This window comes from Bacillus sp. RZ2MS9, assembly GCF_001816185.2.
Lineage (GTDB): Bacteria > Bacillota > Bacilli > Bacillales > Bacillaceae_G > Bacillus_A > Bacillus_A cereus.
In genome coordinates, this window is sequence record NZ_CP049978.1 from 50,376 (window position 1) to 67,025 (window position 16,650).

Here is a 16,650-nt window from a genome sequence, read left to right on the forward strand (position 1 = left end):
GGGGTTTGTTTTTTTGTTTTATATTTGGAAACTTCATAATTTATTAACATAAAAAGAAGAAACTACTAATTTTTTCAAAATCATTTTAAATAGTATAGCTTATTTCTTAAAAAAGATACTAAAGAGTAAAACATCTTATAAGAATTATGGTAAAATTTAATAGTTAAAATGTGTTTCTTGAAATATATGATGATTTAGGATAATATCTTTAATGGATAAATAGGTTGCGATGGAGGGTCTATATGTCAAACAGATTTGCAGTGATTCTAGCTGCAGGTAAAGGCACACGTATGAAGTCTAAGCTATACAAAGTGCTGCATCCTGTATGTGGAAAACCTATGGTACAACACGTAGTCGATCAAGTATCTCAATTAGGATTGCAGAAACTTGTAACGGTTGTTGGACATGGTGCTGAAATGGTACAAGAACAGCTAGGGAACGTAAGTGAATTTGCATTACAAGCAGAACAACTTGGTACAGCACATGCTGTAGATCAAGCTGCAAGTGTACTTGCAAATGAAGAAGGAACAACTTTAGTTATTTGTGGTGATACGCCTCTAATAACTGCTGAAACAATGGAAGCATTACTTCAGCAACATAAAGAAGCAGGAGCAATGGCGACGGTGCTAACAGCATACATAGAAGAGCCTGCTGGATATGGCCGTATTGTTCGTAATGAGAATGGTCATGTTGAAAAGATTGTTGAGCATAAAGATGCAAATGAGAAAGAATTAGCTATTAAAGAAATCAATACAGGTACGTATTGTTTTGATAATAAGGCTTTATTTGCTTCACTTTCTAAAGTTTCAAATGATAACGTGCAAGGTGAATATTACCTTCCAGATGTTATTGAGATTTTAAAAAATGAAGGTCATATCGTATCAGCTTATCAAACAGAGCAGTTCGATGAAACGTTAGGTGTTAACGACAGAGTCGCTCTATCGCAAGCGGAAATTATTATGAAAAACCGTATCAACCGAAAGAACATGGTAAATGGTGTTACAATTATTGATCCAAGTAACACTTATATTTCTGCTGATGCAATTATCGGTAGCGATACAGTTCTTCATCCAGGAACAATTATTGAGGGGAACACTGTAATTGGTTCTGATTGTGAAATTGGACCGCATACAGTAATTCGCGATAGTGAAATTGGAGATCGTACGACAATTCGACAATCTACTGTACATGATAGTAAGCTTGGTACAGAAGTATCGGTTGGTCCATTTGCACATATTCGCCCAGATTCAGTTATTGGAGACGAAGTACGCGTTGGAAACTTCGTGGAAATCAAAAAAACTGTCTTTGGTAATAGAAGTAAAGCTTCACACTTGAGTTATATCGGGGATGCACAAGTTGGAGAAGACGTGAATCTTGGTTGTGGTTCAATTACGGTGAACTATGACGGTAAGAATAAATTCAAAACTGTGATTGGTAATGGGGTATTTATTGGATGTAATTCAAACCTTGTTGCTCCAGTAACAGTTGAAGATGGTGCTTATGTGGCGGCAGGCTCTACAATTACAGAGAATGTTCCATCAAAAGCATTATCGGTAGCACGTGCACGTCAAGTTAACAAAGAAGACTATGTTGATCAATTGCTGAATAAGAAAAAATCATAATAATGTGGAGGGTTAATCTAGATGTCGACTCAATATCTAAATTCTAATTTGAAAGTATTCTCTTTAAACTCTAATAAGGAACTTGCTGAGCAGATTGCAAAGCATATTGGAGTAGGACTAGGAAAATGTTCTGTTGATCGTTTTAGTGATGGAGAAGTTCAAATTAACATTGAAGAAAGTATCCGTGGTTGCGATGTATTCATTATTCAATCTACAAGCTTCCCAGTAAACGAACATATCATGGAATTACTTATTATGATCGATGCATTAAAACGTGCATCTGCGAAAACAATTAATATTGTTATTCCTTACTATGGTTATGCGCGTCAAGACCGTAAAGCGCGTTCTCGTGAACCAATTACATCGAAACTTGTAGCAAACTTGCTTGAAACAGCAGGTGCAACTCGTGTAATCACTCTAGATTTACATGCTCCACAAATTCAAGGGTTCTTTGATATCCCAATCGACCACTTAATGGGTGTACCGATTCTTTCTGATTACTTTGAAACAAAAGGTCTTAAAGATATCGTAATCGTGTCTCCTGATCATGGTGGTGTAACTCGTGCGAGAAAAATGGCAGATCGTCTAAAAGCGCCAATCGCTATTATTGATAAGCGTCGTCCTCGCCCGAACGTTTCAGAGGTAATGAACATTATCGGTAATATTGAAGGCAAAACAGCGATTTTAATTGATGACATCATTGATACAGCTGGTACAATTACATTAGCAGCAAACGCTCTTGTTGAGAACGGTGCTTCTGAAGTATATGCTTGCTGTACACACCCAGTATTATCTGGTCCAGCAATTGAGCGTATTCAAAATTCAAACATTAAAGAGTTAGTTGTAACGAACTCTATCGTATTACCAGAAGAGAAGAAAATCGACAAAGTACATGAACTTTCAGTTGCTCCATTAATCGGAGAAGCAATCATTCGTGTATACGAAGAAGAATCTGTGAGTGTATTATTCAATTAATTGGATAGAATGAGACGTAACCAAAATTGGTTACGTCTTTTCGTATCGAAAAAAGAAAGTAGTGGTACAAGAATGAAATTGATAGTAGGACTTGGGAACCCAGGTAGAGAATATGAATTAACAAGGCATAATATTGGATTTATGGCCATTGATGAACTTGCGAAGCGTTGGAACATTTCTTTGAATGAACAAAAATTTAAAGGTGTATTTGGTGCAGGGTTTGTTAATGGAGAAAAGGTAATCTTATTAAAGCCGCTAACATACATGAATTTATCTGGGGAAAGTATTCGTCCACTTATGGATTATTATAAAATTGATGTTGAGGACTTCGTTGTTATGTACGACGATTTAGACATTCCTGTAGGTAAATTGCGTCTTCGCATGAAAGGTAGTGCTGGTGGACATAATGGTGTAAAGTCAACGATTTCGCACTTAGGAACACAAGAATTTCAACGTATCCGTATGGGAATTGATCGCCCGAAAAATGGAATGAAGGTAGTCGATTATGTATTAGGACGCTTTACATCTGAAGAGATTCCGGATGTTAACCATTCTATTGAAAAAGCAGCGGATGCATGTGAAGAGTGGCTAAATAAGCCTTTTCTTCAAATCATGAATACTTTCAATAGTTAAAAATGAGATTGGGAATATTTCTCTTTCGTTTTACCCATACTAGTAGTAATTGAATTTTTAGGAGGCTAGTATGGAAGGGTATTATTATTGCAGACACTGCGGAGGTAATGTAGGCTCCATTAACGCAGAAAAAGTATATAGCGACGTTTTATTTCAACTAACGGAGCAAGAAGTAGTAGAAATGATTCATTTTCATGAGAATGGAAATATATATATAAAAACGATTTGTGAATCGTGTCAAGAAACGCTCGCATCTTATCCTGAGTATTATGAGTATGAAAAATTTCTGCAATAAAATGTTGTCGCTTTGGCATGTCCAAAGCATTTTTCTGTTTTCCTTTTCCAAAATATTTGCATAAAATAGAATGACTTGCTCTTTATGTTGAGAGGAGTTTTAAAAATGATAGGTTTATTAGAGCAATTTTATAAAAATGAAGAGATACAATCGGTTATTAATGGGTTAGAAGATGGGTTAAAAGAACAACTTATATCAGGGATGGCAACGTCTTCTCGTTCATTATTAATGGCGGCTTTATATAAAAAAACAAAAAAATCACAATTAATCGTGACACATAACTTATACCAAGCACAAAAAGTACATGAAGATTTAGTGGCGTTACTTGGTGAAAAAGATGTGTGGTTATATCCAGTGAATGAACTGATAGCATCGGAAATTGGAGTTGCAAGTCCAGAATTGAAGGCGCAACGTATAGAAGTGTTAAATCGCTTGGCTGCGGGAGAGAATGGAATCATTGTAGCGCCAGTGGCAGGATTGCGTAGATTTTTACCAATAAAAGAATTGTGGAAGCAAAAGCAAGTTGAAATCAATCTAGGGCAAGAGATTGATTTAGATGCGCTCTTGCATACTTTACATCATATTGGCTATGAACGTAAGTCGATGGTAGAAGCTCCAGGGGAGTTCAGTTTGCGTGGGGGAATATTAGATATTTATCCTTTAACTGAAGAACTACCATTTCGTATTGAATTCTTTGATACAGAAGTCGATTCTATTCGATTATTTGATGTGGATGAACAGCGTTCTCAAGGTAAAAAAGAAAACGTTAGGTTTGGTCCGGCAACAGAGTTTTTATTTTCACAGGAAGAATTAAAATCAGGAATTCAGCATCTTGAAGAAGGCTTGACTAAGACGATGCAAAAACTTTCTGATGATAAACTAAAGACTAAAGTGCTTGAGACGGTAAGTCATGAAATTGAGATGTTGAAAAACGGGCAAAGTATAGAACAGATGTTTAAATACTTATCTATTTTCTATAAAGAACCTGCTAGTCTGATAGATTATTTACCAGAAGATGGTGTTGTAATTTTAGATGAGATTTCCCGTATTCAAGAAACAGCATCACATCTTGAAACAGAAGAGGCGGAATGGTATATATCACTTCTTGGTGAAGGAACAATTATTCAAGATTTATCTTTCTCTCACCCATTCGAGGGGTTTCTTCATCATAAAAAAAGAAGTTTTGTATATTTAACGTTATTCTTGCGTCATATCGCACACACACATCCGCAAAATATTGTTAATGTAACATGTAAAACAATGCAAGATTTCCATGGACAGATGAATTTGTTAAAAACAGAAATTGATAGATGGAATGAAGGGCATTTTACGACTGTTGTACTCGGAACAGATGATGAACGTGTGAAAAAATTACAACATATTTTAAGTGATTATGATATTGAGGCAGATATTGTAGAAGGTACAGATATTTTATTGCCTGGAAGGTTACAAATTGCTGTAGGTGATTTACATGCAGGATTTGAAATGCCGATGCAAAAGCTTGTTGTCATTACTGAAAAGGAGCTTTTTCATAAGAAAGTTAAAAAATCACAACGTAAACAAAAGCTATCGAATGCTGAACGTATTAAAAGTTATTCGGAATTAAAAGTTGGAGATTATGTAGTTCATGTAAATCATGGTATAGGTAAATTTTTAGGTATTGAGACATTAGAGATTAATGGTGTTCATAAAGATTATTTAAATATTAAATATCAAGGTAATGATAAGCTATACGTTCCAATTGAACAAATTGATCAAGTTCAAAAATATGTAGGATCTGAAGGTAAGGATCCGAAAGTTTACAAATTAGGTGGGAATGATTGGAAAAAGGTTAAAACGAAAGTTGAAAAATCTGTACAAGACATTGCGGATGACCTAATTAAACTATATGCTGAGCGCGAAGCTTCAAAAGGCTATGCATATACGCCAGATACGGCAGAACAACAAGAGTTCGAATCATCTTTCCCATACCAAGAGACAGAGGATCAGTTACGTTCTATTGACGAGATTAAAAAAGATATGGAACGCGGACGCCCGATGGATAGGCTCCTTTGTGGTGATGTAGGGTATGGGAAGACTGAAGTGGCTATTCGTGCGGCATTTAAAGCGATTATGGATGAAAAACAAGTTGCAATTTTAGTACCGACAACGATTCTTGCGCAGCAACACTATGAAACAATTCGAGAGCGTTTTCAAGATTATCCAATCAATATAGGCTTATTAAGTAGATTCCGTACGAGGAAACAACAAAATGAAACAATTAAGGGCTTAAAGGATGGAACAGTAGATATTGTAATCGGAACACATCGTATTTTATCTAAAGATGTTACTTATAAAGATTTAGGGCTTCTTATTATTGATGAAGAACAAAGATTTGGTGTGACACATAAAGAAAAAATTAAACAATTGAAGGCGAATGTTGACGTATTAACATTAACGGCAACTCCGATTCCGCGGACGCTTCATATGTCTATGCTTGGTGTGCGCGACTTATCTGTTATTGAGACACCACCAGAAAATCGTTTCCCAGTCCAAACGTATGTAGTCGAGTATAATCCAGCGTTAATGCGAGAGGCGATAGAGCGAGAGCTTGCAAGAGGTGGTCAAGTTTACTTCTTATATAACCGTGTAGAGGATATTGAAAGAAAAGCAGATGAAATTTCGATGTTAGTTCCAGATGCCCGCGTAACGTACGCACATGGGAAAATGAACGAAAGCGAATTAGAGTCTGTTATGCTATCATTTTTAGAAGGACAGCATGATGTTCTTGTAAGTACAACAATTATTGAGACGGGTGTAGATATTCCGAATGTAAATACGTTAATTGTATTTGATGCAGATCGTATGGGATTATCACAGTTGTATCAGCTTCGTGGGCGTGTTGGACGTTCTAATCGTGTTGCATATGCATACTTTGCGTATAAACGTGATAAAGTGCTGTCAGAGGTTGCAGAGAAGCGTCTACAAGCAATTAAAGAGTTCACGGAACTTGGATCTGGTTTCAAAATTGCGATGAGAGATTTATCTATTCGTGGAGCAGGTAATTTGTTAGGGGCAGAACAGCATGGATTTATTGATTCTGTCGGATTTGATCTATATTCTCAAATGTTAAAAGATGCAATTGAACAGCGTAGAGGAACAGATGGGGCTGAAAATATAGTTAATGTTGAAATTGACTTAGAGGTAGATGCATACTTACCAGATGCTTATATTTCAGATAGTAAGCAAAAAATTATGATGTATAAACAATTTAGAGGTGTTTCTGCAATTGAGGATATTGAAGAATTGCAGGAAGAAATGATCGATAGATTTGGCGATTATCCACAAGAAGTTGGTTATTTATTACAAATTGCAAATATTAAAGTGTTGGCAATGAAAGAACAAATTGAATTAATTAAGCAGAATAAATTTGAAGTAACATTCCTGTTTTCTGAACAAGCAAGTCAAAATATTGATGGTGGAAAATTATTCATGCTCGGAAATAGTTTTGGACGTATGATTGGTTTAGGAATGGAAGGATCACAATTGAAAATTGTTATGAAAACAAATGGCATAGAGACATCGAAGTGGTTAACGATTGCTGAAAATTTATTAAAAGGCTTACCAGATGTAAAAAAAGAAGTAATAAATGCCTAAAATAAGATAAAAAAATACAATTCGACGTGCATAGAAGAACTAATGTGTAAAATACTATATCTAACAGTTGGTGATTTTTACATGAACAGGTAAATTCACCACTTTGATCATCAGTAGAAAGTGAGGCAGCATTAGAATGAAAGCAACTGGAATCGTACGTCGAATTGATGATTTAGGCAGGGTCGTAATCCCGAAGGAAATTCGTAGAACTTTACGTATTCGAGAAGGAGACCCACTAGAAATATTTGTTGATCGCGATGGAGAGGTAATTTTAAAGAAGTATTCTCCAATTAGTGAGCTAGGTGATTTTGCAAAAGAATATGCTGATGCTTTATATGACAGCTTAGGACATAATGTGCTTGTGTGTGATCGAGATTCTATCATCGCAGTATCAGGCGTATCGAAAAAAGAATACTTAAATAAAAGTGTTGGCGATTTAATTGAAAAAACGATGGAAGAACGAAAGTCTGTTATTATGACGGATGAAAGTGATATTTCCATTATTGATGGTGTAACAGAAAAGGTTCATTCTTATACAGTTGGACCAATTGTTGCAAACGGAGATCCGATTGGAGCCGTCATTATTTTTTCAAAAGAAGCTATTATAAGCGAGATTGAGCATAAAGCGGTTAATACCGCTGCCAGTTTCTTAGCGAAACAAATGGAACAGTAAGGGTATATTGATTTTAGAAGTAGCAATCTTTCCTAATTATGATCTTTCTTTTTGAGAAATCAATTATTTGGAGATATATGTATATTGAATGAAGGTAGCACTTTGCTACCTTTTTTCATTGAATATTTTTAACGTGTAGGAACTCATTATTACCCGTGTTGGGAAGGGAGTTTGTTCTTTTCTTTATGATATAATACGAGAGGTGAGAATAGAAAAAGGAGTTTTCTTGTATGGAAGCGAAGAAGTATCAAGCCTTTTGGCGTGGGGCTATTATATTAACGATTGCAAGTTTCGTTACAAAAGTATTAAGCGCTTTTTACCGTATTCCATATCAAAATATAGCGGGGGATATTGGGTTTTATATTTACCAACAAATTTACCCGTTTTATGGATTTTGTTTAATTTTAGCTACTTATGGATTTCCTGTTATCATTTCGAAAATGGTTGCAGAACGATTAGAGCGGGGAAAACAAAAAGAAGCAGAAGAAATTATTTGTGTATCTTTTTGGTTCTTATTAGGAATTGGTTTTATAGGCTTCTTTACATTGTTTTTTGGGGCCGAAACAATTGCGGTAGCTATGGGCGATATACACTTAGATAAGTTACTACGTGTTATTTCATTTTCATTCTTATTGATGCCATTTTTGTCTGTAGCAAGAGGGTATTTTCAAGGATTTAATAATATGATGCCAACGGCTGTTTCGCAAGTAATAGAACAAACAATTCGAGTTTCTATTATTGTATTTTTATCGCTATTCCTAATTGCTCACGGATTTGATTTATATACAGTTGGTGCAGGGGCTATGTTAGGCTCAATTGCGGGTGGTCTTATTGGAATTATTGTACTTATATTGTATATGCGTCAAGATTTTCGTTCTATATTCTTCAAAAGTGCAGCGAGAATTAAGGGTAAAAGGAAAATAGTTAAAATCCTTTTTTGGCAGGGGTTAGCGATTTGTGTTAGTAATTTAGTGCTTATTTTTATACAGATGGCTGATTCAGTGTCCTTTTACAGCTTACTTATTGGTGCGGGAGAACAGGCTGAAAATGCAAAGGTATTAAAGGGTGTTTATGATAGAAGTATTCCGCTAATGCAATTAGGTACTGTTGTGACGACTTCTTTCTCGTTGTCACTTATTCCGATTATTACAGCGGCGAAGGAAAGAGGAGATCTTTCCTTTATTCAAGAAAAGGTAAAGTTAGCAGTGAAAATAACATGTATTATTGGACTTGCAGCAGCTATTGGACTAACTTGTATTATTCAACCTACGAATATTATGTTGTTTGAAAACAGTGATGGATCAGATGTTTTATCTATTTTATCGTTATCTATTTTATTTAGTTCATTGTCAATTACGACAGCTTCTATTTTACAAGGATTGGGGCAAACGTTTAAGCCAGCATTATTTGTTGTATTTGGAGGTTGCTTAAAGTTAGCGTTAAATTATATATTCATGCCTTATTTTGGTGTGAAAGGTGCAGCCTTTGCGACTTTATGTGCGTTAATTATAATCTCTGGACTAAATACTTTGTTGCTTACGAGAGCTGTATCAGGGTCGCTTATCAATAAGCGAAATATGTTAGGGATAGTAATTAGTGGTATCTGTATGGGATTTGTATTAATGATATTCACACGTGTGTTACAGATGTCTGGATTAGTAATTGATACGGAACATAGAGGAAGCGCGACACTTGAAGCGTTGTTAGGTGTAGCCATTGGCGGATTGACATATATGTTTTTTATTTTGAAATTACGTGTATTTACAAAAAAAGAATTAGGAACCGTTATGAAACAAGAGAAAAAAGAAGGTTCATTGAAGAAGAGTGGATAGAGGTGACTGGTTGTGAGTGGAATCATTACTATTTTAGGTTTAGGAGCTGGTGAATTAGATCAGCTAACGATGGGTGTATATCGAAAAATAAAAGAAGCAGACCATCTGTTTGTTAGAACGAAAGAACATCCAGTTATAGAAGAATTGGAGAAAGAAGGCGTACAATATACGTCTTTTGATGCTGTATATGAAGCACATGATACGTTTGAAATTGTATATGAAACAATTGCGAATAAATTGCTAGAACAAGCTGAAGGTACAGAAATTATCTATGCTGTTCCCGGGCATCCACTTGTAGCAGAAAGAACAGTTCAGCTACTGTTGGAAAAAGGAGAAGTTTCAAATGTTGAAGTGCGAATTGAGGGTGGACAAAGTTTCCTTGATCCTATGTTTGCAAGTCTAAAGATTGATCCGATTGAAGGATTCCAATTACTTGATGCTACATCATTTGAAAGAGGGCAATTAGAACTGCGTCAACATTTAATCTTTTGCCAAGTATATGATGCATTCGTTGCATCTGATGTGAAATTAACATTAATGGAGATGTTACCAGATGATTATGAAGTGTATATCGTAACAGCTGCAGGAACTTCATTTGAACAAGTAAAGAAGGTACCGTTGTACATGTTAGATCATGAAACGGAATTGAATAATTTAACGAGTGTGTACGTGCCGCCAGTTCAGGAGCGTGCGTCCTTGTATCAACAGTTTGATGTTCTTAGAGAAATTATTGCGGAACTTCGTGGTCCAAATGGTTGTCCGTGGGATAAAAAGCAAACACATCAATCATTAAAGAAATATTTAATTGAGGAAGCTTATGAAGTGTTGGAAGCAATCGATGAAGAGGATGATGATCACTTAGTAGAAGAATTAGGTGATATATTATTACAAGTTATGCTTCATGCTCAAATCGGAGAAGATGAAGGTTGGTTCTCTATAGATGATATCATTCGAACTCTATCTGAGAAAATGGTTCGTCGCCATCCGCATGTGTTTGGAAATACGGATGTAAACAGCGCTGATGAAGTGATTGCAAATTGGGAAGAAATTAAAAAACAAGAAAAAGGATTCGTGAAAGAATCTGTTTTAAATGGTGTTCCCAAAAGTTTGCCGCAGTTACTACGCGCCTATGAAATTCAGAAGAAAGCTGGTAAGGTTGGATTTGATTGGGTTGATGTGCAACCGATGATAGAGAAAGCTTTGGAAGAATGGCAAGAGTTCCAACAAGAGGTTACAAATATGGATGAGAAAAAGATGCTGGGTGAGTTTGGTGATTTACTATTTGCATTTGTTAATATAGCTCGTCATTACAAAATAGATCCAGAAGAGGCGTTACGTTCAACTAATGAGAAATTTACTGGTCGTTTTTTATACATGGAGGCAAAAGTAGCTGAAATGAATAAAGAGATGAAAGATTTATCATTAGAACAGTTAGATGTTTTATGGGAAGAAGCGAAACAGACAGAGCGTTAATAGGGGGATTTGATATGCGTCTAGATAAGTTTTTAAAAGTATCACGTTTAATTAAAAGAAGAACATTAGCGAAAGAAGTAGCTGATCAAGGAAGAATATCTATTAATGGTCAAGTGGCAAAAGCAAGTTCTGATGTGAAAGTAGCTGACGAATTAACAATTCGTTTTGGTCAAAAAATAGTGACTGTGAAAATAAATGAATTAAAAGAAACAACTAAAAAAGAAGATGCAGCAAATATGTATAGCTTAGTTCGTGAAGAAAAAGTAAAAGCGGAAGAAGGCTTGTTCTAAAATCATTTATCCCCTCATACATTACTATTAGCTAGTAAAAACCTATGGGGGGATTTACGTGAATAATGGTTACTCACCTACGTCTTCTAATCAACAAAATGTTTCTGTAGAGCATGACATTATTATGCGTGGCAGGCGTATAATTGATATTACCGGTGTGAAGCAGGTAGAGAGTTTTGATAGCGAAGAGTTTTTACTAGAGACCGTAATGGGTTTTTTAACAATTCGTGGTCAAAATTTACAAATGAAAAATTTAGATGTGGAAAAAGGTATTGTGTCGATTAAAGGGAAAGTTAATGAGATGCTGTATATTGATGAAAATCAAGGGGAAAAAACTAAAGGTTTCTTTAGTAAGTTGTTTAAATGAGCTTAACAATTCAGTTGTATACAATGCTTTCAATGATTGGAATGGGTGCTTGGATTGGAGCGTCTTTAGATACATATCAACGTTTTTTAAAGCGCCAAGAACGTAAACGTTGGCTTGTATTTATACATGATATATTATTTTGGATTGTCCAAGCATTATCCGTCTTTTATGTATTGCTTCTCGTAAATGAAGCTGAGCTACGTATATATGTGTTTTTGGCATTATTATGTGGTTTTGCGGCATATCAAAGCTTACTGAAGGCACTATACATGAAGCTGTTAAATTTTCTCATCTATATTTTTATGCAAACAACATATTTTTTTGTTCGAATTATACAGCTACTCATGATAAAACCTGTTATTATTATAGCGCAGCTATTTATTGCATTTATATTATTCTTATTTCGTATACTGCTTTCAATTGGACATGTGTTATGGAAAATGGTGATTTGGATATTACTTTTCATATGGAAAGTTTTTTTCTGGCCTGTTCGATTTATTGCTTCGCTCATATGGAAACTTCTCCCTAATCGTGTTAAACTTTTTATAGTGAAACATATAGGGTTCCTGCAATATATAGCAAAATTGAAGGAACATATCTTCCAACTATGGGAGCATATAAAAAAGAAGTTAGGGGGACCTCGGAAATGAGGGAACTGAGACAAAGAACAATCGAAAAACAGAGTCCAAATCCTGTTAAAGAGCATATAATACAAACGGATGAGAACAGGAAGCGACTTTATCGCCGTTTAGCGGTTTTTCTTGTCTTTACTTTTACAATTATTGCGAGTATTGGTGTAACGTTTTATCAACAAAACAGTTCCATTAAAGCAAAAGAAGCAAAAGTTAAGGACATGAAAAAAGAACTGGATTCATTAACGAATAAAGAAAAAAGTCTAAAAGACGAAGTTCAAAAGTTAAATGATGAAGAGTACGTATTAAAGATTGCTAGAAGGGATTATTTCTTCTCTGGTAAAGGGGAGATAATTTTTCCTGTTTCTAAGTAGAGTATGTCTTATTGACACTATATTTTAGGATTATATATAATAAAGTAAAATTTGACTTTTTAACCACTAAGGAGGAGCATTTTTTTTATGTCAATCGAGGTAGGCAGCAAGTTACAGGGTAAAGTAACAGGTATTACAAATTTTGGGGCTTTTGTGGAGCTGCCAGAGGGCTTAACGGGTCTTGTTCATATTAGTGAAGTTGCTGATAACTATGTAAAAGATATTAACGATCACTTAAAAGTGGGCGACCAAGTAGAAGTAAAAGTTATTAATGTTGAAAAAGATGGAAAGATTGGTTTATCTATCAAAAAAGCGAAAGAACGTGAAAAAACAGAAGGAGATCGTCCACGCGGTGAATACCAACGCGGTGGTGATCAACAACGTTCTGGACGTCCACAACGTAATAATCGCTCTTTCAACAGAGATAATCGCGGTGGCGGTAACGACCGAGCTCCGAAAGAAACATTTGAGCAAAAGATGGCACGCTTCTTAAAAGATAGCGAAGATCGTTTAACTTCTTTAAAGCGTAACACAGAGTCTAAACGTGGTGGCCGTGGCGCGCGTCGCGGATAATAAGGACGTTTAGTTTTTAACATATAGAGAGGTACCCAGAGTGATGGCTCAGGGTGCTTTTTTATATGTTAAAAATATTTTTAAAAAAGTTTTTGAGATGTGTTGACTTTAATTAGTATCTGATGTAAGATACTAATTGTCCGTTAAATAAGACGACATGGCGGTGTAGCTCAGCTGGCTAGAGCGTACGGTTCATACCCGTGAGGTCGGGGGTTCGATCCCCTCCGCCGCTATATTTAATTTAACGGCCCGTTGGTCAAGTGGTTAAGACACCGCCCTTTCACGGCGGTAACACGGGTTCGAATCCCGTACGGGTCATCTAAAAAGATCATGCAAATTTGCATGATCTTTTTTTGTTAAATAAATTAAGATATACAACACTTCTACAAAATCACCCTATATTTTCTGAATATTTAATTAAAATCTCAAAAATAACTTACATACCGTGTATATCTGTAGAGTTATTTCGAATAAAAAGTCGAACGATTATAAAAGTGAAAACTGTTGTTTTGACAAAAAAACCAACAATCATCTTTTATAATGACAGTAATTAAACTATGCAGGTGGTGTTAAAAATATGCCTAAAGCAGGAAGGAATACTATGAATACAAGTGCATTGGCAATGAATGAGAGTCAGCTTGGAGGAATAAAGTGGACGAGTAAGTTGCGAATGAAATTTGAGCAAGTTTTCTTTAGATGGGGATTTATTATTGTTGTTATTGGTTTTCTTTTGGGACGAGCATATATATTAACAAATATTTTACCGTTTGCACTTCCATTTTTTGCTGCTGTTTATGTTATGAAGCGGGATAAGATGCCGCTAGCATTTTTAGCTCTAATGGGAGGAGCTCTTTCGGTATCGATAGATAATTTGTTTTTTACCTTTGCATCTATCTTTACCTTCTTCATTTATAATATCTTCTTTAGTCGATTTACACGTAAAACTGTTGGACTTGTTCCATTTCAAGTATTTATCTCCGCATTAACCGCACACTTAGTTGTTGTATATTTTGCGCAACAAACTGTCACCATGTACGATTTACTCGTTAGTACCATTGAGGCTGGGCTTAGTTTCGTATTAACTATGATATTTTTACAAAGCGTCCCGCTTTTAGTGGAAAGGAAAGGAAAACAACAGGCATTAGAGACGGAAGAAATTGTTTGTTTGATTATATTACTAGCATCTGTTTTAACGGGTACAACAGATTGGTTTGTATATGATGCTTCTATTCAACATATTTTTACAAGGTATTTAGTGCTAGTATTTGCATTTATTGCAGGTGCTGCCACAGGATCCACAGTAGGGGTTGTAACAGGACTAATATTAAGTTTAGCAAATGTGTCTAGCTTGTCTCAGCTTAGCCTTCTTGCTTTCTCTGGATTGCTTGGTGGATTGTTAAAAGAAGGGAAGCGTTTAGGTGTTAGTTTAGGTTTATTAATTGGGACAAGCTTAATTACATTATATGTGGACAAACAGACAAATATTGTAACAACTTTAATTGAGTCAGGTGTAGCGATTGTTATCTTCTTATTAACACCGAAGCTTGTTTTGGATCGTATTGCTAAATTTATGCCAGGTACACAAGAGCATTCGCAAGACCAACAACAATATTTAAGAAGGATGCGTGATGTTACAGCAAATAAAATCAACCAATTTGCAAATGTATTTGCTGCTCTATCTAATAGCTTTTCTGTATATGGGTATGTAGAGGAAGAAGATAAAGAGACAGAAGCAGATTTGTTTTTGAGTACAATTACTGCGAAAACATGTCAAACATGCTTTAAAAAGGATCAATGTTGGGTAGTGAATTTTGATAAAACGTACGATTATATGAAACAAATAATGAATGAAACGGAAGAAGGAACCCTGCAACATAATCGTAAATTAGTTCGTGAGTGGGACAAGCATTGTGTGAGAGGGAAAAAAGTGACGGATTTAGTAGCGGGTGAATTAGATCACTTCTATGAGGGACAAAAATTACGAAAACAAATGAAGGAAAATCGTAGAATAGTAGCGGAGCAACTATTAGGTGTATCAAAGGTTATGGAGGATTTTGCTAAGGAGATACAACGAGAGCGTGAAAATCATCAAGTGCAGGAAGAACAGATTATGCAAGCATTCCGTGATTTTGGTGTCGAAGTAGAGCATGTTGATATTTATTGTTTAGATAGAGGAAGTATTGATATTGAAATGTTAATTCCAGTTGCATCTAATGAACATGGTGAATGTGAAAAGTTAGTTGCACCGATGCTTTCGGATATCCTTAAAGAAAATATTGTCGTTAAACATGAAGAAAAGTCTTCTTATCCAAATGGCCATAGTTTAATATCATTTGGTTCGGCGAAGACGTATTCTCTTGATACAGGATTGGCTACAGCTGCAAAAGGCGGTGGATTTGTTTCGGGTGACTCTTATGCGATGATGGATTTAAGTGTTGGTAAATATGCACTTGCAATTAGTGATGGTATGGGGAATGGGCAAAGGGCTCATATGGAAAGTAAGGAAACGGTGAAATTATTACAAAAAATACTCCAATCGGGCATTGATGAAGAAATAGCAATTAAGTCTATCAATTCAATTCTTTCTTTGAGAACGACAGAAGAGATGTTTACGACGTTAGATTTAGCTATGGTAGATTTGCGGGATGCGAGTGCAAGGTTTTTAAAGATTGGATCAACGCCGAGTTTTGTTAAACGCGCAAATAATATTTTGAAAATTGAAGCAAGTAATTTGCCGATGGGAATCATTGAAGATGTTGAAGTTGATGTGGTGGGTGAACAATTAAAAACGGGCGATATTCTTATTATGATGAGCGATGGGATTTTTGAAGGAGCACAGCATGTGGAGAATCATGAATTGTGGATGAAACGAAAAATTAAAGAATTGCAAACCGAAGACCCGCAAGAAATTGCTGATATCATTATGGAAGAAGTGATTCGCTCTTGTGATGGTTATATAAATGATGATATGACTATTGTAGTGGCAAAAGTGAAGAAAAATATGCCGAAGTGGGCTACGATTCCGATTGTAGGAATGCAGGCGCAGTAAAATGTAAGTGGAATGTTTATCTATAATTTGATTTTAAAAACCTAGGTGAATACCTAGGTTTTTTTGTGGAAAAAGGTAATGTTATTAATTTTGTGAATATACACGGAGGATGTAAGATAAAAATGTAATTTTTGTATATCTTTTTTTTTGCACAATGTTTGTAAAAGTTGTACCATTGTAGACAAGGCAACTAACGTTGCTGTTCTTGTTTAATGAAAGGTGATTA

The 16,650-nt window shown here is 35.5% G+C and carries 14 protein-coding genes and 2 tRNA genes; all 16 read left to right on the plus strand.

Going from position 1 to position 16,650, the window contains the following annotated elements; translation table 11 throughout:
* Positions 1-242: 242 nt before the first annotated feature.
* The 16 genes from glmU to spoIIE all read left to right on the plus strand — a co-directional run bounded on the left by glmU (position 243) and on the right by spoIIE (position 16,424).
* The gene (glmU, locus tag BHV55_RS00280; RefSeq protein WP_000071039.1) at positions 243-1,622 is read left to right on the plus strand and encodes a bifunctional UDP-N-acetylglucosamine diphosphorylase/glucosamine-1-phosphate N-acetyltransferase GlmU; all 1,380 of its coding nucleotides are present in this window, start codon (positions 243-245) and stop codon (positions 1,620-1,622) included.
* A gap of 21 nt (positions 1,623-1,643) precedes the next feature.
* Positions 1,644-2,597 (plus strand): ribose-phosphate diphosphokinase, encoded by a 954-nt coding sequence (locus tag BHV55_RS00285; RefSeq protein ID WP_000107420.1) that lies wholly within the window; start codon positions 1,644-1,646, stop codon positions 2,595-2,597.
* 72 nt (positions 2,598-2,669) lie between these two features.
* The gene (gene pth, locus BHV55_RS00290) at positions 2,670-3,230 is read left to right on the plus strand and encodes an aminoacyl-tRNA hydrolase (RefSeq protein ID WP_000767702.1); all 561 of its coding nucleotides are present in this window, start codon (positions 2,670-2,672) and stop codon (positions 3,228-3,230) included.
* Positions 3,231-3,300: 70 nt separating this feature from the next.
* Positions 3,301-3,525 (plus strand): anti-sigma-F factor Fin family protein, encoded by a 225-nt coding sequence (locus tag BHV55_RS00295; protein ID WP_000399438.1) that lies wholly within the window; start codon positions 3,301-3,303, stop codon positions 3,523-3,525.
* A 105-nt stretch (positions 3,526-3,630) separates the two neighbouring features.
* Positions 3,631-7,161, plus strand: coding sequence for a transcription-repair coupling factor (gene mfd / locus BHV55_RS00300; protein ID WP_048568262.1), 3,531 nt, complete (start codon positions 3,631-3,633; stop codon positions 7,159-7,161).
* 136 nt (positions 7,162-7,297) lie between these two features.
* Positions 7,298-7,834: a stage V sporulation protein T gene (gene spoVT, locus BHV55_RS00305; RefSeq protein ID WP_000648302.1), complete on the plus strand. Its 537-nt coding sequence runs from the start codon at positions 7,298-7,300 to the stop codon at positions 7,832-7,834.
* A 230-nt stretch (positions 7,835-8,064) separates the two neighbouring features.
* The gene (locus BHV55_RS00310; protein ID WP_070757064.1) at positions 8,065-9,666 is read left to right on the plus strand and encodes a putative polysaccharide biosynthesis protein; all 1,602 of its coding nucleotides are present in this window, start codon (positions 8,065-8,067) and stop codon (positions 9,664-9,666) included.
* Between the two features lie 12 nt (positions 9,667-9,678).
* Complete coding sequence (gene yabN, locus BHV55_RS00315) at positions 9,679-11,139, plus strand: bifunctional methyltransferase/pyrophosphohydrolase YabN (RefSeq protein ID WP_000014241.1); 1,461 nt, start codon at positions 9,679-9,681, stop codon at positions 11,137-11,139.
* Between the two features lie 14 nt (positions 11,140-11,153).
* Complete coding sequence (locus tag BHV55_RS00320; protein ID WP_001234876.1) at positions 11,154-11,429, plus strand: RNA-binding S4 domain-containing protein; 276 nt, start codon at positions 11,154-11,156, stop codon at positions 11,427-11,429.
* A gap of 58 nt (positions 11,430-11,487) precedes the next feature.
* Positions 11,488-11,796: a sporulation protein YabP gene (yabP, locus tag BHV55_RS00325; protein WP_001059104.1), complete on the plus strand. Its 309-nt coding sequence runs from the start codon at positions 11,488-11,490 to the stop codon at positions 11,794-11,796.
* Positions 11,793-12,446 (plus strand): spore cortex biosynthesis protein YabQ, encoded by a 654-nt coding sequence (yabQ, locus tag BHV55_RS00330; RefSeq protein WP_070757065.1) that lies wholly within the window; start codon positions 11,793-11,795, stop codon positions 12,444-12,446. The genes yabP and yabQ overlap by 4 nt, the downstream gene beginning before the upstream one ends.
* The gene (divIC, locus tag BHV55_RS00335) at positions 12,443-12,802 is read left to right on the plus strand and encodes a cell division protein DivIC (RefSeq protein WP_001208738.1); all 360 of its coding nucleotides are present in this window, start codon (positions 12,443-12,445) and stop codon (positions 12,800-12,802) included. Before yabQ ends, divIC begins: the two co-directional genes overlap by 4 nt.
* An 87-nt stretch (positions 12,803-12,889) precedes the next feature.
* Positions 12,890-13,375: a S1 domain-containing RNA-binding protein gene (locus BHV55_RS00340; protein ID WP_000021451.1), complete on the plus strand. Its 486-nt coding sequence runs from the start codon at positions 12,890-12,892 to the stop codon at positions 13,373-13,375.
* A 159-nt stretch (positions 13,376-13,534) separates the two neighbouring features.
* Positions 13,535-13,608, plus strand: a tRNA-Met gene (locus tag BHV55_RS00345).
* Positions 13,609-13,621: 13 nt separating this feature from the next.
* Positions 13,622-13,693 (plus strand) — tRNA-Glu (locus BHV55_RS00350).
* A 259-nt stretch (positions 13,694-13,952) separates the two neighbouring features.
* Positions 13,953-16,424 carry a stage II sporulation protein E gene (gene spoIIE / locus BHV55_RS00355; protein WP_001123552.1) on the plus strand — a complete coding sequence of 824 codons (2,472 nt, stop codon included), beginning with the start codon at positions 13,953-13,955 and terminating at the stop codon, positions 16,422-16,424.
* Positions 16,425-16,650: the final 226 nt, after the last annotated feature.

Bases quoted from the DNA above. Each gene is read 5' to 3' on its own strand.
- BHV55_RS00310 (WP_070757064.1), top strand. From the start codon at position 8,065: ATGGAAGCGAAGAAGTATCAAGCCTTTTGGCGTGGGGCTATTATATTA.
- BHV55_RS00295 (WP_000399438.1), top strand. From the start codon at position 3,301: ATGGAAGGGTATTATTATTGCAGACACTGCGGAGGTAATGTAGGCTCC.
- BHV55_RS00340 (WP_000021451.1), top strand. From the start codon at position 12,890: ATGTCAATCGAGGTAGGCAGCAAGTTACAGGGTAAAGTAACAGGTATT.
- divIC (WP_001208738.1), top strand. From the start codon at position 12,443: ATGAGGGAACTGAGACAAAGAACAATCGAAAAACAGAGTCCAAATCCT.
- spoVT (WP_000648302.1), top strand. From the start codon at position 7,298: ATGAAAGCAACTGGAATCGTACGTCGAATTGATGATTTAGGCAGGGTC.
- BHV55_RS00285 (WP_000107420.1), top strand. From the start codon at position 1,644: ATGTCGACTCAATATCTAAATTCTAATTTGAAAGTATTCTCTTTAAAC.
- glmU (WP_000071039.1), top strand. From the start codon at position 243: ATGTCAAACAGATTTGCAGTGATTCTAGCTGCAGGTAAAGGCACACGT.
- mfd (WP_048568262.1), top strand. From the start codon at position 3,631: ATGATAGGTTTATTAGAGCAATTTTATAAAAATGAAGAGATACAATCG.
- yabQ (WP_070757065.1), top strand. From the start codon at position 11,793: ATGAGCTTAACAATTCAGTTGTATACAATGCTTTCAATGATTGGAATG.
- spoIIE (WP_001123552.1), top strand. From the start codon at position 13,953: ATGCCTAAAGCAGGAAGGAATACTATGAATACAAGTGCATTGGCAATG.
- pth (WP_000767702.1), top strand. From the start codon at position 2,670: ATGAAATTGATAGTAGGACTTGGGAACCCAGGTAGAGAATATGAATTA.
- BHV55_RS00320 (WP_001234876.1), top strand. From the start codon at position 11,154: ATGCGTCTAGATAAGTTTTTAAAAGTATCACGTTTAATTAAAAGAAGA.